The organism is Streptomyces lacaronensis, assembly GCF_047337785.1.
Classification (GTDB): Bacteria; Actinomycetota; Actinomycetes; order Streptomycetales; family Streptomycetaceae; genus Streptomyces; species Streptomyces lycopersici.
Map to the genome: position 1 here is coordinate 10012431 of NZ_JBLHDK010000003.1, position 17904 is coordinate 10030334.

The 17904-nt window shown below is 70.2% G+C and carries 18 protein-coding genes; 12 read left to right on the forward strand and 6 right to left on the reverse strand.

Translation table 11 applies throughout. The features are described 5' to 3' along the window. The 7 genes from ACMTAK_RS43285 to ACMTAK_RS43315 are packed head-to-tail and all read left to right on the forward strand — an operon-like array spanning window position 1 to window position 7649. Window positions 1-1026, forward strand: a complete 1026-nt coding sequence (locus ACMTAK_RS43285) for an NAD-dependent epimerase/dehydratase family protein (protein WP_413811206.1) — start codon at window positions 1-3, stop codon at window positions 1024-1026. Next, entirely contained in the window at window positions 1014-2297 is a 1284-nt protein-coding gene (locus ACMTAK_RS43290) for a DUF4910 domain-containing protein (protein WP_413811207.1), read from the forward strand. The genes ACMTAK_RS43285 and ACMTAK_RS43290 overlap by 13 nt, the downstream gene beginning before the upstream one ends. Continuing rightward, window positions 2294-3601, forward strand: a complete 1308-nt coding sequence (locus ACMTAK_RS43295) for an MATE family efflux transporter (protein ID WP_413811208.1) — start codon at window positions 2294-2296, stop codon at window positions 3599-3601. Before ACMTAK_RS43290 ends, ACMTAK_RS43295 begins: the two co-directional genes overlap by 4 nt. Next, window positions 3598-4545, forward strand: a complete 948-nt coding sequence (locus ACMTAK_RS43300) for a glycosyltransferase family 2 protein (protein ID WP_413811209.1) — start codon at window positions 3598-3600, stop codon at window positions 4543-4545. The genes ACMTAK_RS43295 and ACMTAK_RS43300 overlap by 4 nt, the downstream gene beginning before the upstream one ends. Further along, entirely contained in the window at window positions 4542-5768 is a 1227-nt protein-coding gene (locus ACMTAK_RS43305) for a polysaccharide pyruvyl transferase family protein (RefSeq protein ID WP_413811210.1), read from the forward strand. The genes ACMTAK_RS43300 and ACMTAK_RS43305 overlap by 4 nt, the downstream gene beginning before the upstream one ends. Beyond that, a complete protein-coding gene (gene rfbC, locus ACMTAK_RS43310) occupies window positions 5765-6316 on the forward strand; it encodes a dTDP-4-dehydrorhamnose 3,5-epimerase (RefSeq protein WP_413811211.1) in 552 nt (183 codons plus the stop codon). The genes ACMTAK_RS43305 and rfbC overlap by 4 nt, the downstream gene beginning before the upstream one ends. A 7-nt stretch (window positions 6317-6323) precedes the next feature. Next, complete coding sequence (locus tag ACMTAK_RS43315) at window positions 6324-7649, forward strand: glutamate-1-semialdehyde 2,1-aminomutase (RefSeq protein ID WP_413811212.1); 1326 nt, start codon at window positions 6324-6326, stop codon at window positions 7647-7649. A gap of 7 nt (window positions 7650-7656) precedes the next feature. Here ACMTAK_RS43315 and ACMTAK_RS43320 read toward each other — a convergent pair whose 3' ends face one another. Then, window positions 7657-8385 carry a phosphatase PAP2 family protein gene (locus tag ACMTAK_RS43320; RefSeq protein ID WP_413811213.1) on the reverse strand — a complete coding sequence of 243 codons (729 nt, stop codon included), beginning with the start codon at window positions 8383-8385 and terminating at the stop codon, window positions 7657-7659. Between the two features lie 209 nt (window positions 8386-8594). Continuing rightward, entirely contained in the window at window positions 8595-9212 is a 618-nt protein-coding gene (locus tag ACMTAK_RS43325; protein ID WP_413811214.1) for a TetR/AcrR family transcriptional regulator, read from the reverse strand. Window positions 9213-9350: 138 nt separating this feature from the next. On the opposite strand from ACMTAK_RS43325, the gene ACMTAK_RS43330 reads away from it, so the two are divergent. Both ACMTAK_RS43330 and ACMTAK_RS43335 read left to right on the forward strand, forming a co-directional pair. Then, window positions 9351-10343 carry a 4,5-dihydroxyphthalate decarboxylase gene (locus ACMTAK_RS43330; protein ID WP_413811215.1) on the forward strand — a complete coding sequence of 331 codons (993 nt, stop codon included), beginning with the start codon at window positions 9351-9353 and terminating at the stop codon, window positions 10341-10343. Window positions 10344-10480: 137 nt separating this feature from the next. Then, window positions 10481-11083 (forward strand): hypothetical protein, encoded by a 603-nt coding sequence (locus tag ACMTAK_RS43335; protein WP_413811216.1) that lies wholly within the window; start codon window positions 10481-10483, stop codon window positions 11081-11083. 36 nt (window positions 11084-11119) lie between these two features. Here ACMTAK_RS43335 and ACMTAK_RS43340 read toward each other — a convergent pair whose 3' ends face one another. Together ACMTAK_RS43340 and ACMTAK_RS43345 are read right to left on the reverse strand one after the other, a co-directional pair. Beyond that, window positions 11120-12484 carry an LLM class flavin-dependent oxidoreductase gene (locus ACMTAK_RS43340; protein ID WP_413811217.1) on the reverse strand — a complete coding sequence of 455 codons (1365 nt, stop codon included), beginning with the start codon at window positions 12482-12484 and terminating at the stop codon, window positions 11120-11122. Between the two features lie 200 nt (window positions 12485-12684). Further along, the gene (locus ACMTAK_RS43345) at window positions 12685-12951 is read right to left on the reverse strand and encodes a hypothetical protein (protein ID WP_413811218.1); all 267 of its coding nucleotides are present in this window, start codon (window positions 12949-12951) and stop codon (window positions 12685-12687) included. Window positions 12952-13451: 500 nt separating this feature from the next. Between ACMTAK_RS43345 and ACMTAK_RS43350 the strand changes: the two genes are divergently transcribed. Next, a complete protein-coding gene (locus ACMTAK_RS43350; RefSeq protein ID WP_413811219.1) occupies window positions 13452-14393 on the forward strand; it encodes an endo-beta-N-acetylglucosaminidase H in 942 nt (313 codons plus the stop codon). A gap of 158 nt (window positions 14394-14551) precedes the next feature. On the opposite strand, the gene ACMTAK_RS43355 is transcribed toward ACMTAK_RS43350, so the two are convergent. Then, complete coding sequence (locus tag ACMTAK_RS43355) at window positions 14552-15229, reverse strand: TetR family transcriptional regulator (RefSeq protein WP_413813172.1); 678 nt, start codon at window positions 15227-15229, stop codon at window positions 14552-14554. A gap of 204 nt (window positions 15230-15433) precedes the next feature. On the opposite strand from ACMTAK_RS43355, the gene ACMTAK_RS43360 reads away from it, so the two are divergent. Continuing rightward, window positions 15434-16219 (forward strand): electron transfer flavoprotein subunit beta/FixA family protein, encoded by a 786-nt coding sequence (locus tag ACMTAK_RS43360; RefSeq protein WP_413811220.1) that lies wholly within the window; start codon window positions 15434-15436, stop codon window positions 16217-16219. Window positions 16220-16303: 84 nt separating this feature from the next. After that, window positions 16304-17266 carry an electron transfer flavoprotein subunit alpha/FixB family protein gene (locus ACMTAK_RS43365; RefSeq protein WP_413811221.1) on the forward strand — a complete coding sequence of 321 codons (963 nt, stop codon included), beginning with the start codon at window positions 16304-16306 and terminating at the stop codon, window positions 17264-17266. Window positions 17267-17429: 163 nt separating this feature from the next. Here the strand turns inward: ACMTAK_RS43365 and ACMTAK_RS43370 are convergent, their stop codons facing one another. After that, a complete protein-coding gene (locus ACMTAK_RS43370) occupies window positions 17430-17858 on the reverse strand; it encodes a response regulator transcription factor (protein ID WP_413811222.1) in 429 nt (142 codons plus the stop codon). Window positions 17859-17904: the final 46 nt, after the last annotated feature.

Consider the following 17904-nt stretch of genomic DNA (forward strand, 5'->3'; position numbering starts at 1 on the left):
TTGCGCGTACTCCTGACCGGACACCAGGGCTATCTGGGAACCGTCATGGCCCCGGCCCTTGCCGCGGCCGGGCACGAGGTCGTCGGCCTCGACGCCGGCCTGTTCGCCGACTGTGTGCTGGGCCCGGCGCCCGCGGATCCGCCGGGGCATCGGGTGGACCTGCGCGACGTCACGGCCGAACACGTGGCCGGGGTGGACGCCGTGATCCACCTGGCCGCCCTGTCCAACGACCCGCTGGGGTCGCTGGCGCCGGAGCTCACCCACGACATCAACCACCACGCGTCCGTGCGGCTGGCCCGGCTGGCTCGCGACGCCGGGGTGCGGCGCTTTCTGTACGCGTCGACCTGCTCGGTCTACGGGGCCGCGGGCGGCGACGACCTGGTGGCCGAGGACGCACCGCTGCGCCCGGTGACGCCGTACGCGGAGTCCAAGGTGCGAGTGGAGGACGACCTGCACGGCCTGGCCGACGGCGACTTCAGCCCGGTGTTCCTGCGCAACGCCACCGCCTTCGGCTACTCGCCCCGGCTGCGTGCCGACATCGTGCTGAACAACCTGGTGGGCCACGCGCTGCTGTCCGGCGAGGTGCTGGTGCTCTCCGACGGCACCCCCTGGCGCCCGCTGGTGCACGCCGTCGACATCGCACGGGCCTTCACGGCCGCGCTGACCGCGCCGCGGGAGGCGGTGCACGACCGGGCGTTCAACATCGGAAGTGAGACCAACAACGTCACGGTCGCCGAGATCGCCGGGCAGGTCGCCGAGGCGGTGTCCGGCTCCAAGGTGGTGATCACCGGGGAGACCGGTGCCGATCCGCGCTCCTACCGGGTGGACTTCTCCCGGTTCCGCGCCGCGATACCCGGCTTCGACTGCGAGTGGACGGTGAAGCAGGGCGCGCTCGAACTCGCCGACGCCTACCGGAAACACGGGCTGACCCGCGAGGACTTCGAGCGGCGCTTCACCCGCCTCGCCGTGCTGCGCGCGGCGTCCGACGCCGGCACCGTCGACGAGACTCTGCGGTGGCGCCGGTGACCGCGCCAGGCGATGAGATGTACGCGCTGGTGGAGCGGCTGTATCCGCTGTGCCGGAGCATCACGGGCGACGGTGTGCGCGCCACCCTGGAGATCGTCGGCGAGCATGTCCCGCTGCGGGTGCACGAGGTGCCGACCGGGACCCAGGTGCTCGACTGGACGGTGCCGCAGGAGTGGAACATCCGGGACGCGTACATCGCCGACCCCGCCGGCAACCGGGTCGTCGACTTCGCCGCGTCCAGCCTGCACGTGCTGGGCTACAGCGTGCCGGTGTCGGCGACCATGCCGCTGGCCGAGCTTCGTCCGCACCTGCACACCCTGCCGGACCACCCGGCCTGGGTGCCGTACCGCACCAGCTACTACCAGCCGGAATGGGGGTTCTGCCTGGCCCAGGAGACCTTGGACGCGCTGCCGGACGGCGAGTACGAGGTGTGCGTGGACTCCACACTCACCGACGGCCACCTCACCTACGCCGAGCACATCGTCCCCGGGCAGGTCCCCGACGAGGTGATCGTCTCCTGCCACGTCTGCCACCCGTCGCTGGCCAACGACAACCTGGCCGGCATCGCGGTGGCGACCTTCCTGGCCCGTGCGCTGGCCGAGCGGACGCCGTACTACACCTACCGGTTCATCTACGCGCCCGGCACCATCGGGGCGATCACCTGGCTGGCGCGCAACGCGGAGCGGATCGACCGGGTCAAGCACGGCCTCGTGCTGGCTTGCGCCGGTGACCGGGGCCACCTCACGTACAAACAGAGCAGGCGCGGCGACGCGGAGATCGACCGGGTGATGCGGCATGTGCTGACCGCCTCCGAACGCCCGCACCGCGTCGCCGAGTTCACCCCGTACGGCTACGACGAGCGGCAGTTCTGCTCGCCCGGGTTCGATCTCGGGGTCGGCTCGCTCACCCGGACCCCGTACGCGGGCTACCCCGAGTATCACACCTCGGCGGACAACCTGGACTTCGTCTCCCCGGAGGCGATGGCGGACACGCTCGCCGTCTGCCGCGAGGCGTTCGCCGTCCTCGACCGCAACCGGCGGTACCTCAACCTCAGCCCCTACGGCGAACCACAGCTGGGCCGACGTGGGTTGTACGACTCGCTCGGCGGCCGCAGCGACGCGAAGCAGGCCCAGATGGCCATGCTCTGGGTGCTCAACCTCTCCGACGGCGAGCACAGTCTGCTGGACGTCGCCGAGCGTTCCGGGCTGCCGTTCGACACCGTCGCGGACGCGGCCGGCGCCCTGCACGGCGCCGGGCTGATCAAGACATGACGCCGATGCCCACCGAGGGGGAGAACCCGCGGACAACGGCGCCACCGGCCGGATCCGCCAAGCGGGCCCTCGTCGGCCGGCTGTCCTGGGGACTGGCCGACCAGGCGGCCTCCAGCATGTCCAACTTCGCGGTGGGCATCTACGTGGCCCGCTCGCTGGGGGTGACCGCGTTCGGCGTGTTCAGCCTCGCCTGGGTGACCTACGGCGTGGTGCTCAACATCTCCCGCGGGCTGGCCACCGATCCGCTCGTGGTGCGCTTCAGCGGTGTGCCGGACGCGTCCTGGCGCGAGGCGGTGGCCCGGTCGTCGGGTACCGCACTCGGGGTAGGCGCGGCCATCGGCGCGGCGTGTCTGGTGGTCGGGCCGGCCCTCGGCGGCCGCGTGGGGCCCGCGTTCGTCTGCCTCGGCGTCATGCTGCCTGGGCTGCTTCTGCAGGACGCCTGGCGGTTCTCGTTCTTCGCCGCCGGCGCCGGGCGGAAGGCGTGTCTCAACGACGTCGTGTGGGGCGTCGCGCTCGTCCCGGCCATGATCGTGGCGGCCCGGGTGGGCAGCGTGGCCGCTTTTGTGCTCGCCTGGGGCGCGTCCGCCACGGTGGCGGCGGGGTACGGCTACCTCCAGTCCGGTATCCGGCCCCGGGTGACCGGGGCGCGCGGGTGGCTGCGCGAGCAGCGCGACCTCGGCTACCGGTACCTCGTCGAGAACACCTGCCTCAGCGGCGCGAGCCAGCTGCGGGCGTACGGGCTCGGCGCGATCGTCGGGGTCGGCGCCGTGGGCGCGGTGCGGGGCGCCGAGCTCCTGCTCGGCCCGTTCCTCGCCGTACTGATGGGCCTTTCGCTGGTCACCGTCCCGGAGGCGGCACGCGTGCTGCGGCGGACCCCGCACCGCCTCGGCGCGTTCTGCCTCCTGCTGGGTGGCGGGCAGGCCGCCGGCGCGCTGCTCTGGGGCGGGGCGCTGCTGCTGATGCCGGACCGGCTCGGCGCGTTGGCGCTCGGCGGTGTCTGGCACTCCGCCGCACAGCTCATCGTGCCGGTCACCCTCGGTGTCGCGGGCGCCGGCCTCGGCACCGGCGCGGCGGCCGGACTGCGCGCGCTCGGCGCCGCCCGGCGCAGCCTGCGCTCCCAGCTTTTCGCCTCCGCCTGCTATGCCGGCGGCGGGCTCGGCGGGGCGGCCGTCGCCGGCACGGTCGGCTCGGCCTGGTGCGTCGCCGCCGCGACCGTCAGCGGCTCGGCCGTGTGGTGGCTGCACCTGCGGTCCGCCCTGCGCGAGCGCCACCACGATTCCATCCGCGAAGTGAGGACCTCATGACAGCCCAACCCAGGCTGAGCATCGGCCTGCCCGTGTACAACGGCGAGGAGTACCTGGCCGAGTCGCTCGACGCCCTGCTCGGTCAGACCTACGAGGAATTCGAGCTGGTCATCTCCGACAACGCCTCCACCGACGGAACCGAGGACATCTGCCGCAAGTACGCCGCGCAGGACGCGCGCATCCGGTACCTCCGGCTGCCCCGGAACATCGGCGCCACGCCGAACCACAACCGGGTGTTCGCCGAGTGCCGCGGCGAACTGTTCAAGTGGGCCTCGCACGACGACCTTTACGCCCGCGATCTGCTGCGGGCTTGCGTCCAGGCGCTGGACGAGCGGCCCGACGTGATCCTCGCGCACGCGGACCAGGCGGTCATAGACGGCGACGGCCAGGTGAAGGTCCCGTACGAGTACACGCTCGCCACCGACTCACCGCACCCGCCGGAGCGCTTCCGCAGCATGCTGTTCGAGCCCGGTGGCGACGACTTCTACGGGGTGATCCGGGCCGCCGCGCTGCGCCGGGTGAAGCCGATGGACAGCTACCACCACGCGGACCGCACGTTCGTCGCCGAGATCGCCCTGCACGGGCGCTTCCACCAGGTGCCGGAGCTGCTGTACTTCCGCCGCGACCACCCCACCCGCGCCGAGCGGGCGAACCCGAGCAAGCGCTCCCGGTGCGTCAACCTGGACCCGCGCCGGGCGGGCCCGCTGCACCCGACGCCCCGGCTGCTCGCCGAGTACGTCTGGGGCTTCGCCTCGGCGATCCGGCGGGCCCCGTTGTCCGCGGCCGACCGGCGCGCCTGCCACCGCCACCTGGCCGCATGGCTGACCAGCCGGGTCCGGCCGGGCGCCGGTGAGCGGGTCGAGGACCGCGCCCCGGTCGACCCGGCCAAGCTGACCGTCTCCGTCGACGCCCTCGTCGCGGGCCGTGAGGGGAGGCGGGTATGAGGACCGCGCCACGTGTGGGGGTGTTCGGCCTGCTCGGCTCCGGCAACCTCGGCAACGACGGATCGCTCGAGGCCCTCCTCGGCTACCTCCGCACCGAACACCCGGAGGCGGTCGTGGACGCGCTGTGCGGCGGACCCGAGGCCGTCACGGCCCGGTTCGGGATCCCCGCCACGCGGCTGCACTGGAACCGCGCGGAGTACCGGACCGCGTCGCGTGCGGGCGCGATCGCGGCGAAGGGCCTGGGCAAACTCGTCGATGTCTTCCGCACCGCTGCCTGGGTGCGCCGGCACGATGTGGTGATCGTGCCGGGCATGGGCGTCCTGGAGGCCACACTGCCGCTGCGGCCGTGGGGCTTCCCGTACTCGCTGTTCCTGCTCTGCGCGAGTGGCCGGCTGCTGCGCACCCGGGTCGCGCTGGTCAGCGTCGGCGCCGCCGAGATCCGCAACCGGCCGACCCGGGCCCTGGTGCGCTGGTCGGGGCGGCTGGCCGTGTACCGGTCGTACCGGGACACCCAGTCCCGCGACGCGATGCGGGCGATGGGTGTGGACACCGCGCGCGACGAGGTCTACCCCGACCTCGCGTTCGCGCTGCCGACGCCGAGGGCGAGCGAGCCCTCGGACTCGGGATCGCCGGGCCCGGTCTGTCTCGGTGTCATGGATTTCCACGGCGGCAACGACGACCGCGCCCGGGCCGACGAGATCTACCGGCGCTACCTCGACGGGACGATCCGGTTCGTTCGCGCGCTGGTCGACGAGGGCCGGCCGGTCCGGCTGCTCACCGGTGACGACTGCGACGCGCCGGTGGTCGCCGCCATCCTCGACGCGGTGGACTCAGCCCTGGTCACCGCCGCCGAACCGGCCTCACTGGCCGACCTGATGAACGAGATGGCGGCTGCCGACACCGTCGTGGCGGTCCGGTACCACAACCTGATCTGCGCGCTGAAGACCGGCACGCCGGTGCTGGCCCTCTGCTATGCGGCGAAGAGCGACGCGCTCATGGACCGGATGGGCCTCGGCGCGTACTGCCACCCGGCGCGCGCGGTCGACGCCGACCGGCTGCTCGAACAATTCAGGGACCTGGAGAAGCACTCGGCCGAGCTGCGGCACACCCTCACCGAGCGGAACCGGGCCGCCGCACAGCAACTCGCCCACCAATTCGCCGCGTTGACCACGACGCTGTTCCCGGCGAACGCCCATGCCCACGCCCCTCGGGAGGCTCGATGAAAGCGACCGAAGTCCCGGAGATCGCCGGCGCGTACCTGTTCGAGCCGACGCCGTACGCCGACGAGCGCGGCTTCTTCTGCCGCACCTTCGACGCCGATGTGGTCCGCTCGGTGGGCCTCGACCCGCACGCCTTCGTCCAGGACAGCGTGTCCCGCTCGGTCCGGGGTGTGCTGCGCGGCCTGCACCTGCGCTCCGGCGCGGGTGAGGCCAAGCTGGTGCGGTGCTCGTACGGGAGGATCTTCGACGTCGTCGTGGATCTGCGTCCGGCCTCACCGACCTACCGCGCCTGGGCCTCCTTCGAGCTGTCCGGCGAGACCCAGCACACGCTCTACGTCCCGGCGGGGTGCGCGCACGGCTTCCAGGCGCTGACCGAGACCGCCGACACCTCGTACCGGATCGACCGCGAGCATGACCCGGCCGAGGACGTGACGATCGCCTTCGACGACCCGGAGCTCGCCATTCCCTGGCCGCTGCCGGTCACATCGATGTCCCAGCGGGACCGCGAGGCGCCGAGCCTCGCCGAGGTCCTGAAGCACAAGGAAGGGTGAAGTCGGCTTGGACACCGAAAAGTTCCAACTGCCCCGGTCACGGGCGGCGAACGAGCGGCTGCACACCCTGGTCCCCGGAGGCGCCCACACCTACGCCAAGGGCGACGACCAGTACCCCGAGAACCTGGCCCCGGTCATCAGCCACGGCCGTGGTGCCCACGTGTGGGACATCGACGGCAACCGCTACGTCGAGTACGGCTCCGGACTGCGGTCGGTCAGCCTCGGCCACGCCCACCCACGCGTGATCGAGGCGGTACGGCGGGAACTCGACCGCGGCAGCAACTTCGTCCGGCCGTCCATCCTGGAGGTCGAAGCCGCGGAACGTTTCCTGGCCACGGTGCCGACCGCCGAGATGGTGAAGTTCGCGAAGAACGGCTCCGACGCCACCACCGCCGCGGTACGCCTGGCCCGCGCCGCCACCGGGCGCCCGCGGGTGGCCATCTGCGCCGACCATCCGTTCTTCTCCATCGACGACTGGTTCATCGGCACCACGCCGATGAACGCCGGTATTCCGGCGGCGACCAGCGAGCTCACCGTCTCCTTCCCCTACGGAGACCTGGCCGCCACGGAGGAACTGCTCACCCGGTACCAGGACGAGGTCGCCTGTCTCATCCTCGAACCCGCCGCCGTCGCCGAGCCGCCGCCCGGCTATCTCGCCGGTCTGCGCGAACTGGCCGACCGGAACGGCTGTGTACTGATCTTCGACGAGATGATCACCGGCTTCCGCTGGTCCGAGGCGGGCGCCCAGGGTCTGTACGGCGTCGTCCCCGACCTCTCCACGTTCGGCAAGGCGCTGGGCAACGGTTTCGCCGTCTCCGCGCTGGCCGGGCGCCGCGATCTGATGGAGTTGGGGGGCTTGCGTCACTCCGGCGACCGGGTGTTCCTGCTGTCCACCACGCACGGTGCGGAAACCCACTCGCTGGCCGCCGCGATGGCCGTGCAAACCACCTACGCCGAGGAGGGCACCACCGCCCAACTGCACCTCCTCGGGGAGCGGTTGGCCGCTGGTGTCCGCGAGGCGGCGGCCGCCATGGGCGTCGGCGACCACATCGTCGTCCGGGGCCGGGCCAGCAACCTGGTCTTCGCCACCCTCGACGAGAACGGGCAGCCGTCGCAGCGGTACCGCACCCTGTTCCTGCGCCGCCTCCTCGCGGGCGGGGTGCTGGCCCCGTCGTTCGTGGTGAGCAGCGCGCTCAGCGACGCCGACATCGATCACACCGTCGACGTGGTGGCCCAGGCATGTGCGGTGTACCGGAAGGCACTGGACGCCGCCGACCCCACCCCCTGGCTGGCCGGACGACCGGTGAAGCCCGTATTCCGCCGCTTGGCGTGACGTGACCTCAGCGACCGCCACTCCGGGTCGGTCGTCCACGAGTCCTTCCTCGTCGCCGATCCCGCCGACGGGTGTCGGCCATCCGATCGGCCAGCCGGTCGGCCATCCGATCGACCAGCCACGCGGTCGCCGGAATCACCGCCAGCGCGGTGCACCAGCCGCCGAGGACGTCGGTCGGATAGTGCGCGCCCAGGGCCACCTGTGCCCATCCCATCGCGGCGCCGGCCACGAGCGCCGCGGCGAGCACGAGTGATGTGCCGGCCGTCCTGCCGAGGCCGAACCGGCCGGTCGCGAGCAGCGCCACGACGAGGGCGAGTGCGGTGAAGAAGGCGGTGTGCCCGCTCGGATAGGACAGGTTGCCGTCGCCGTGGATGGTGCGTCCCACCAGACGCTTGAGCAGCGTCGCCGTCCCCACGGTCATGGTGGGGCCGGCAACGACGAGCACCGCCGCGGGAGGACGCCGAAGCAGCAGGCAGCCCGTCACAGTGACCACGATCAGCGTCGCCGCTCCGGCGGGTTCCCCCAAGAAGTCCATGGCCAGAGCGACGCGCCTCCAGGGCGGCCGCACACTGTCCGCCGTCGGCTGGATGATCCATCTGTCCACCCGGCCGGGCTCGCTGTGGCCGGCATACAGGACCCCGAGCACGCCGACCACCAGCGCGGCGAGGACCGCGATCGGCCCGAGCCGAGCGCGTGGCGATCGGGGCAGCACCGCAGGCGCCGGCCGGCCGGTCATATGCCCACCTCACCCGGTCGACCCGCGGTAGTGAACTTCTTGTCTGCCGTGGGCAGCGTCAGGCGATCCAACGCGAGCCCCCCGTCGTGTCCGACCCACCCTCCAGCGACCAGCCTGGCCATCGCCCTGGCCAAGTGCGCCAGGATCAACCGCTGCTTGTCATCCTACTGCCCGAGCCGATCGCGCCGGTCTGGCACAGTCATCGCCCATCACAAGAGCAGCCCGGCCCGCAGGTCGTCCGCGATGTCGGCCGTGTCCGTGAGTCCGAAGGCCACGCGCTGGAGCAGGAATCCGTGCAGCAGCCCCATCACCACGCGGGCTCCGCGGTCCGGGTCCACGGCGGTGGGCACCGCGCCCGCCGCTCGGCCGCGGCGCAGCGCGCCGGCGATACTGGCTCGGACCCTCTCGAAGCCCTCCGCGGCCGGGCCACGCACCTCGTCATTGCGCAGTACCTCCGACCACACCTGCACCACGCAGCGCAGCAGCTCGTCGACCGCGACCGTGTGTCCCGCCGCGTCCCGCACTGTCTCGCCGCTGATCGTGTCGAGCGCGGCGGCCACCAGTTCCGCGACGGTCGGGGCGTCGGTGCCGTCGGCCAGCCGCTCAACCGGTTCGAAGATCAGCCGGAACGCGTCGCCCGCGATAGCGAGGACGATCTCCTCCTTGCTCGTGAAGTAGCGGTAGGGCGCGCCGGCCGAGACGCCCGCCTCGGCGGCGATGTCCGGCATCGAGCTCTGGTGGAACCCGTCGCGGGAGAAGCAGCGGCGGGCCGCCGCGACGATCTCGGCGCGCTTGGCCTCGCGGCGCTCGGCTGTGATGCGCGGCATGACGGCCCCTTTCCTCGTGAATGAACGTTCACCTTGACGGCTCGGCCGCTCTGGGACCACCATAAAAGTGAACGGTCATTTACGGAAGCGGGCCTCTGAAGCGAGCCTCTCCACGAACTCCCGGAGAAGGGATCCACGATGGGCACGGAGCTGAGCATCGGCGTATACACCTACGAGCACACCGAGGCACTGTTTGACGGCCGGGTCGCGGTCGACGGGGTGGACGCGGTGTTCGAGACGGCACCCCTCGTATCGGACATCTTCCGTCGCGCCATCGAGGGGCACTACGACCTCGCCGAGTTCGGTCTCACCTACTTCCTGCGCACCTTCGACCTCGACGATGCGCCGTTCCTGGCGCTGCCGATCCTGCCCAACCGCAACTTCCGCCACTCGGCGATCTTCGTGAACACCGCCAGCGGGGTCGAGAAGCCGCAGGATCTCGTCGGCAGGACCGTCGGCGAGTTCATGCTCTACGGCCACGATGCCGGGATCTGGCCGAAGGGCATCCTGGCTGACGAGTACGGTGTGACCCCCGACCAGTGCCGCTGGGTCATCGGCGGCACCAACCACCCCGTCCCCGCCTGCGACTGGATCCCGCAGCCCGTCCCCGACGGCGTCGACGTGCGCCACGCGGAGGACGGTCAGACCCTGGGTGCCATGCTCGAATCCGGCGAGATCGACGCACTGATCTCCATCGACGTGCCGCAGGCGGTGCTGGACGGCTCGCCGAAGGTCGCCCGCCTATTCCCCGACTACGAGGCCGTCGAGCGCGACTACTACCGCCGCACCGGGATCTTCCCTCCGATGCACATCGTCGCGATCCGCGGGGAACTGGCACAGCGGCGAGGCCTCGCACGGGCCGTCTACGACGCCTTCACGGAAGCCAAGGAGCTCGCCGAGCGGAAGTACCTCGTCGACGCCGCCAAGCAGCACATGGGTGTCATCACGCCGTGGTTCAGCGCGCTGTTCGAGGAGAACCGTCGGCTGCTCGGCGACGACTGGTGGCCCTACGGGATCGGTGAGAACCGAAAGGCCATCGACACCTTCTTGCGCTACCACCACGAGCAGGGGCTGTCGAAGCGCCGGCTGACGTGCGAGGACATCTTCGTGCCGGAACTCCTCGACACCTGAGCCGACCCGGCAACGACGTTTCTGATCCGCCGATCCCAGGGCTCGCCGTCCCCGGGGCTTTCTGACGGTACGTCAACCGCCCTCGGTGGCGCATGATGGAGGCGCCCATCCCATCAGAAGCGAGGTGTCGCGTCCCGATGAAGCGCAAAACCAGAATCCTCCTGGTGGGCCTGGCTTCCGTGGGCGCCGTCACCGCCGCGGGCATGGCGCACAACCATCGGCCTGATCGCCGGGAACTCCTCCACGCCACGGTCTTCAGCGAGCCCGGCTACCGGGGCCGTAACCAGACGCTGACCTGGAACGGCGGCAAGCACGAGGTCGTCCCGCTCAACCGGGTACAGCTGCCGCGCGTCGGCTCGATCACGCTGGACCGGCTCGTGTACCGCTTCAAGCCCGATGTGCGGCTGCCGAATATGCACTTCCTGTGGCACGCCCTCACCGAGCGCCCGGACAGCACGGACCCCGAGAGCGGTGTGGCCAGCTTCATCGCCATGCATGAGCTCGCCGGCATGTTCTCGATGGGTTGGTGGGAGCCGGTCCGCGAGTCCGAAGCGCGGTCGGGGGTGCGGCTCTGGGCCGGGCGCCCGGGCTCTCCGCGGCCCGCGCACGACGAGACGGCCGCTCCCGGCGCCCAGCCCTGGCACGACGTCCTGGCCAACACGCCCGACCTCGGCTCCTGGAGCACCCGCGCCCGCTATCTCGAACTCGGCTACCACGGCGGAAACGGCCACCGCGGCTGACCGGACCGCCTGAACGACCTCCGACCGCGCGACCGCTCAGCTTCTCAGCGAGGAGGACTCCTCCTCGCGGGCTTTCGTGTAGCGGTTCTCCGGTACCGGGAGGCCCAGGTTGCCGCGGAGGGTGGGGGCCTCGTACTCGGTGCGGACGATGCCGCGTTCCTGGAGGATCGGAACGACCTCCTCGCGGAAGCGCCGCCACTGGCTGGGGTGGCCGATGGGGTAGTTGAAGCCATCGAGGGCGCGGCCCTCGAACCACTCCTGAAGCCGGGTGGCCACCGTTTCCGGCGATCCCGCGAACGGGGTCGGGCGCGGGCTTGAGATGAACTCCACGGTCTGGCGGAGCGTCCAGCCCTTTTCCTTCGCCTTGCCGGCGATCTTCTCGGCGTTGGTACGGAAGCCGCGTTGCGCGTGGGCGAGGGCCTGTTGCGGGAACGGGGCGTCCAGGTCGTACTGGCGGAAGTCGTGCCAGCCGAACGGGCGGCCGAGTCCCGCCAGGGCTTGGTCGAAGTCCCTGTCCCTGGTGTGGATCTCGTGCTCGATCTCCCTGGCCTGGTCGTCCGTGTCGCCGACGAATACCGAGGCACCGGGCATGACGACGATGTGGCTCGGGTCGCGGCCCTTCTTCGCCGCCCGAGTCTTGATGTCGTTGTAGAACGCCTGGCCCGCCTCGATGGACGAAGCGTTGGTGAAGATGGCCTCGCCGATCGTGGCGCCGAGGTCACGGCCCTGCTCGGAGTCGCCTGCCTGGAAGATGACCGGCTGGCCCTGCGGGGAACGGGAGACGTTCAGCGGGCCGACGACCTGGAAGTGCTCGCCCTTGTGGTTCAGGGCGTGCTGCCTGGCGGGGTCGAGGAAGGTGCGCGTGGCACGGTCGCGCGGGAACGCGTCCTGCTCGTAGGAGTCCCACAGTCCCTGGGCGACCTGGACGAACTCCAGGCCCCTGGCGTAGCGGGTGTCGTAGTCGTAGTGCTCGTCGCGGGAGAAATTGCCCGCGGCGCCCGCGTCGCCGGTGGTGACCACGTTCCAGCCGGTCCGGCCGCCGGAGATGAGCTCCAGGGAGGCGAGGCTGCGGGCGATGTTGAACGGGTCGTTGTAGGAGGTGGTCACGGTGGCGACCAGACCCAGGTGGCTGGTGCTGACCGCCAGGGCCGACAGCAGGGTCAGCGGCTCAAGGCGGTTGAGGTAGTGCGGCGCCGAGTCCGCGGTGATGAACAGACCGTCGACGATGAAGACCAGGTCGAACTTGGCCTCCTCGGCCAGGCGGGCCTGCTCGACGTACCAGTTGATGCTGACGCTGGCATCGACCGGAAGGTCCTCGTCAAGCCAGAGGTAGGGCTGGCCGGGGCCGCCGGCGCCCATCGTGATCGCGCCCAGCTTGAGCTGCCGCTTCTGAGCGCTCATGCCGCCACTCCCGCGCTCTCCGCCAGGGGTTCGCCCCACAGGGCGTAGATGACCGACTCGTCCCTGGTGCTGATCATGCCAATTAACTCGACAGGCATGCGGTTGGTTCCCTCCTGGTACCGCCGACTTCTTCCCGTGACTGCTGCTTGCCTGGCTTGTCGTGAGACGATCAGCTTAGCGGTCGCGTGGAATTGGCGGCGTCATCCGGCGGGTTTGATGCGGAGGACGGCGGCGGCGTCGTGGATCTTGACGACCTTCAGGCTCATGGCGTCGTTGATGGTCGCGGCGGGTCCCTCGCCGCAGCTCAGTCCGACGCCGCCGCCGCCCTCCGATGACACGCCGCCGCCACCGGAACAGCCCGAAACGCTGAAGCCCGAACCCGTCAGCTGCGCGGCCATCTCGACCTCGTCGCCAGTGATCGCCGTCACCTTGATCCGCCCGAGGCCGTACGTCTCCGGCACGGTCACGACATCCCCCGCGGCGACCTCGATCTCGCACGTTCCGTCAGCGCACGGCCCGGTCGGCGAGGGCGACGGCGTGGCCGACTCCGTGGGGGTCGGCGCGGGATCGGACGCCGGTGACCCGGAGTTGGACCCGCTGGACCGGCCCTTCGCGTGGGGCCCGTCCGAAGAATCCGAGGAACACGACGTGAGAGCGGCGAACACGACAGCGACAACGACGCCGAGGACGGCGGTGGATGACGTTCTATGCATCATGGCCCCATGGGACCCCGCCCCGACCGGGACCCCTCCCGCCCCCCTGGGCAGGCCCGCCGAACGCCCGGCGCTCCACTGGGCTGGGAAGACGGCTTGCCCAGGCGCCGGTGTGCGGCGTGAGGTGCGTGGGAGTCGTGAAGAGTTCGCACGCGATTCTCGGGATTCGGTTACCGGAGCGGAAGACTTGGAGGGCTCACTCGGCGCTCCGAACAGGTCGGGCGCCGACCCATGCGAGGGGAGACCAGTCAACGATGTTCACTCTCTTACGGAGCAGAGTACGGAGGACCGCGTTCGCGCTCTCGGCGGTCGCGGCCCTCGCCTTCGCCGGGACCGCCGTGACCACCGCGACCGCCACGACCGGCGCGGCGGCGGCTCCCGCTCCCGCTCCCGCGAAACAGGGGCCGACCTCGGTGGCGTACGTCGAGGTGAACAACAACAGCATGCGCAATGTCGGCAAGTACACCCTCGCCAACGGCGGCGGCAACGTCTTCGACGTCGCCGTGGTCTTCGCGGCGAACATCAACTATGACACGGGTACGAAGACGGCGTATCTGCACTTCAACGAGAACGTGCAGCGCGTCCTCGACAACGCCGCCACGGAGATACGGCCGTTGCAGCAGAAGGGCATCAAGGTCGTCCTCTCGGTGCTCGGCAACCATCAGGGCGCGGGCTTCGCCAACTTCCCTTCCCAGCAGGCGGCTTCGGCGTTCGCGAAGAAACTGTCGGACACCGTGGCTGAGTACGGCCTCGACGGCATCGACTTCGACGACGAGTACGCGGAGTACGGCAACAACGGCACCGGCCAGCCCAACGACAGCTCGTTCGTGCACCTGGTGACGGCGCTGCGCGCGAACATGCCGGACAAGATCATCAGCCTCTACAACATCGGCCCGGCCGCGTCGCGCCTCTCCTACGGCGGCGTCGACGTCTCGTCCAAGTTCGACTACGCCTGGAACCCGTACTACGGCACCTGGCAGGTTCCCCGTATGGCACTGCCCAAGTCGAAGCTGTCACCGGCGGCCGTGGAGATCGGCCGGACCTCGCGGAGCACCGCCGCCGACCTCGCCCGCCGCACCGTCGGCGAGGGCTACGGTGTCTATCTGACGTACAACCTCGACGGCGCCAATCGCAGCGCCGATGTCTCCGCGTTCACCAGGGAACTGTACGGCAGTGACGCCGTCTACACGCCGTAAGGCGACCGCACGCCCCCGCGCTCAAAGTGTCTCACCTCGCCGTGTGAGCACCCGATAGCGGACGGTGCCTGACCGGAGCTTTCCCAGGTCAGGCACTGCGGGTGCCGCCGTAGGGCACTGAGTACCCTCGGCCAAGGCTCTGAGTGCCATGCGGGGAGCTAGTCGTCTCCCAAAGCCTTCTCGATCTTCTGCACCACGCGCCACATGGGAGCGCTCCGTGGCGCCACCATGACGATCACATCGTCCTCCGGCGCGGGCGCGATGCTGCTCTCCGCGGATTCGCCGACGCCGCCCCACGTCTGCCGGACGAAGGCCAGCGACTGATCCACCGCCCTCGCGGCATCGCCCTGCCCCCCACCTCGCAGCCAGGTCCGCAGTCCGTTGTTGTGCGCGGCGACGACAGCCGCGGCCTGTACTTCGGCCCGAAGCGCTCCAGCATGGTCCCCCGCGTACCGTTGCCGGAGGTAGTGGGCCAGGGTCCGCTCGTAGCGGTGCACCACGGACAGCTCATAGCCGCGAAGGCTGGGCACTTCGCGCGTGAGCCGGTAGCGCCGCACGGAGAACTCGGGGTTCGCGGCATACATCCGCATGACGAGGCGGGCCGCGTCACAGACGACGTCGAGCGGTTCGCCGTCGGTGCTCGTGGCGAGGAAAGCGCTCATCTCGGCCAGGCAGCGCTCATGCTCGGGGAAGACGACGTCTTCCTTGGACGGGAAGTAGCGGAAGAACGACCGGCGTCCCACTCCGGCCCGCGCCACGATGTCGTCCACTGTGGTCCGCTCGAAACCGTGCACCAGGAAGAGCTCGAACGCGGCCTCGATGAGCGCCTCGCGCATGGGCGCCTTGTCGGACGGCTCGGGCCCGCCGGCCGCCGCGGTGGCCCTGCCCTCGTCGCGTACGTCCGTCATGGAGGGAACCTAGCATCAGCATCAGCAGGGGTTGGCACTGAGTACCTTTACGTAGGGAACTGAGTGCCATACCCTCGTTCGGGTGCTCCGCTGCGGCAACGCAGACATTCGGGAACCGTGAGGAGAGCCGGCGTGAGCTTGAGGATCGTTGTCTGTGTGAAGTACGTGCCCGACGCCACCGGCGACCGGCATTTCGCCGAGGACCTGACCGTCGATCGTGATGACGTGGACGGGCTGCTCTCGGAGCTGGACGAGTACGCGGTCGAGCAGGCCCTGCAGATCGCCGATGAGGCGGATGAGGCGGAGATCACCGTACTGACCGTCGGTCCGGAGGACGCCAAGGACGCGTTGCGCAAGGCGCTGTCGATGGGTGCGGACAAGGCCGTGCATGTCGAGGACGACGATCTGCATGGCACCGATGCGCTGGGTACCTCGCTGGTGCTGGCCAAGGCGGTCGAGAAGACCGGCTTTGACCTGGTGGTGTGTGGGATGGCCTCCACGGACGGCTCGATGGGTGTGCTTCCGGCGATGCTGGCGGAGCGCTTGGGTGTGGCGCAGGTGTCGCTGTTGTCGGAGGTGTCGGTCGAGGACGGCGTCGTGAAGGGGCGCCGGGACGGGGATACCGCGACCGAGCAGCTTCAGGCGTCGCTTCCGGCGGTGGTGTCGGTGACCGACCAGTCGGGTGAGGCGCGTTACCCGTCGTTCAAGGGCATCATGGCGGCGAAGAAGAAGCCGGTGACGTCCTGGGACCTGGAGGACTTGGAGATCGAGTCGGACGAGGTCGGTCTCGAGGGTGCCTGGACGGCCGTGGACGGTGTCATCGAGCGTCCGGCCCGCACGGCGGGCACGATCGTCAAGGACGAGGGCGAGGGTGGCAAGCAGCTCGCCGCGTTTCTCGCGGAGCGCAAATTCGTCTGAAGCCGCCTGGCGGGTCAGAAGTTCGTCTGAGCCGCGCCGCCCCTACCGTCCAGATCTTTCGCATTTCGCAGGAGAGCGATTCCCATGGCTGAAGTCCTTGTCTACGTCGATCACGTGGACGGTGCCGTCCGCAAGCCCACTCTGGAGCTGCTGACGCTGGCCCGCCGTATCGGCGAGCCCGTCGCGGTCTCCCTCGGTTCCGGTGCCGGGAACACCGCGTCCATTCTCGCCGGGCACGGCGCCGTGCGGGTGCTGACCGCGGATGCGCCCGAGTTCGCCGATTACCTCGTCGTCCCGAAGGTGGACGCGGTCCAGGCGGCGTATGAGGCTGTGTCGCCGTCGGCCGTGCTGTTCCCGTCCTCGGCGGAGGGCAAGGAGATCGCGGCGCGGCTGGCGGTCCGTATCGGTTCGGGCATTATCACCGACGCGGTGGACCTGGAGGCCGGTGAGGAGGGGCCGGTGGCTACGCAGTCGGTGTTCGCTGCCGCGTTCACCACCAAGTCCCGGGTCAGCAGGGGTACTCCGGTGATCACCGTGAAGCCGAACTCGGCCGCGCCGGAGGCGGCTCCGGCCGCGGGCGTGGTCGAGGTGCTCGAGGTGTCCTTCTCGGAGCGGGCGACCGGTACGAAGGTGGTGGCGCGTACGCCGCGTGAGTCGACGGGGCGTCCGGATCTGACGGAGGCCGCGATCGTGGTCTCGGGGGGCCGTGGTGTGGGTGGCGCGGAGAACTTCCCCGTCGTCGAGGCTCTCGCCGATTCCCTCGGTGCGGCGGTCGGTGCTTCGCGTGCGGCGGTGGACGCGGGCTGGTACCCGCACACCAACCAGGTGGGGCAGACCGGTAAGACTGTCTCGCCGCAGCTTTACATCGCGGCGGGTATCTCGGGTGCGATTCAGCACCGGGCGGGTATGCAGACCTCGAAGACCATTGTGGCGGTCAACAAGGACGCCGAGGCTCCGATCTTCGATCTGGTCGACTATGGCGTGGTCGGCGACCTCTTCGAGGTCGTCCCGCAGCTGACCGAGGAGGTCAAGTCCCGCAAGGGCTGACGTCGGATCAATGGGCTGCGCCTCGGGCGAGCGTGACGCGTCTGGCAGTGACACCAGCGGGACTGGCAGCTGAATTTCCTTGAACGGTCCCGCAGTCACCAGGTGACTGAGTGCTGAACCAGAGCCGGGTCGGTGTGGCGGCTTCCGGTCCCAGCGCGTCGAACTACCGCAGGCCCCAAGACAACCGGTCCGTCGGCCGTCGCCGGGACCTGCCCCGTCCCGATCGGCCGCGCGCGGTGACGGTCTCCTCCCCGGTGCGGACCCTTTCTCTCCGTACCGGGCGGCAGAGGAGGAAGCGGCGCCACGAGTTGGTGGCGGCCGCGTATATGACGGCTTGAGTGCGATCACGCAGGCCCAGCTTCGCCAGGATCCGGGACAGGTGTGTCTTGACCGTCTCGTCGCCGATGCCCAGGGCGCGTGCGATTTCCGTGTTGCTGTGCGCCTGGGCCACGAGGATCAGGACCTCGTGCTCGCGGGCCGTCAATCTCTCGAGCGTCGTCTCTTCGGGAGGGACGCTCTTCAGGAGGAATCCGCTGACTCCCAGGTGGAGGGCGCTGTAGACGTAGCTGTCGTCGTCATAGGTGGTGAGCACGATGACTTTCGTGGTGTTGCCCGGGCTGCCGAGGATGCGTTCCGCC

Bases quoted from the DNA above. Each gene is read 5' to 3' on its own strand.
- ACMTAK_RS43320 (WP_413811213.1), bottom strand. From the start codon at position 8,385: ATGACCGGCCGGCCGGCGCCTGCGGTGCTGCCCCGATCGCCACGCGCT.
- ACMTAK_RS43335 (WP_413811216.1), top strand. From the start codon at position 10,481: ATGAAGCGCAAAACCAGAATCCTCCTGGTGGGCCTGGCTTCCGTGGGC.
- ACMTAK_RS43355 (WP_413813172.1), bottom strand. From the start codon at position 15,229: ATGCGCGAGGCGCTCATCGAGGCCGCGTTCGAGCTCTTCCTGGTGCAC.
- ACMTAK_RS43365 (WP_413811221.1), top strand. From the start codon at position 16,304: ATGGCTGAAGTCCTTGTCTACGTCGATCACGTGGACGGTGCCGTCCGC.
- ACMTAK_RS43305 (WP_413811210.1), top strand. From the start codon at position 4,542: ATGAGGACCGCGCCACGTGTGGGGGTGTTCGGCCTGCTCGGCTCCGGC.
- ACMTAK_RS43325 (WP_413811214.1), bottom strand. From the start codon at position 9,212: ATGCCGCGCATCACAGCCGAGCGCCGCGAGGCCAAGCGCGCCGAGATC.
- ACMTAK_RS43300 (WP_413811209.1), top strand. From the start codon at position 3,598: ATGACAGCCCAACCCAGGCTGAGCATCGGCCTGCCCGTGTACAACGGC.
- ACMTAK_RS43340 (WP_413811217.1), bottom strand. From the start codon at position 12,484: ATGAGCGCTCAGAAGCGGCAGCTCAAGCTGGGCGCGATCACGATGGGC.
- ACMTAK_RS43350 (WP_413811219.1), top strand. From the start codon at position 13,452: ATGTTCACTCTCTTACGGAGCAGAGTACGGAGGACCGCGTTCGCGCTC.
- ACMTAK_RS43295 (WP_413811208.1), top strand. From the start codon at position 2,294: ATGACGCCGATGCCCACCGAGGGGGAGAACCCGCGGACAACGGCGCCA.
- ACMTAK_RS43330 (WP_413811215.1), top strand. From the start codon at position 9,351: ATGGGCACGGAGCTGAGCATCGGCGTATACACCTACGAGCACACCGAG.
- rfbC (WP_413811211.1), top strand. From the start codon at position 5,765: ATGAAAGCGACCGAAGTCCCGGAGATCGCCGGCGCGTACCTGTTCGAG.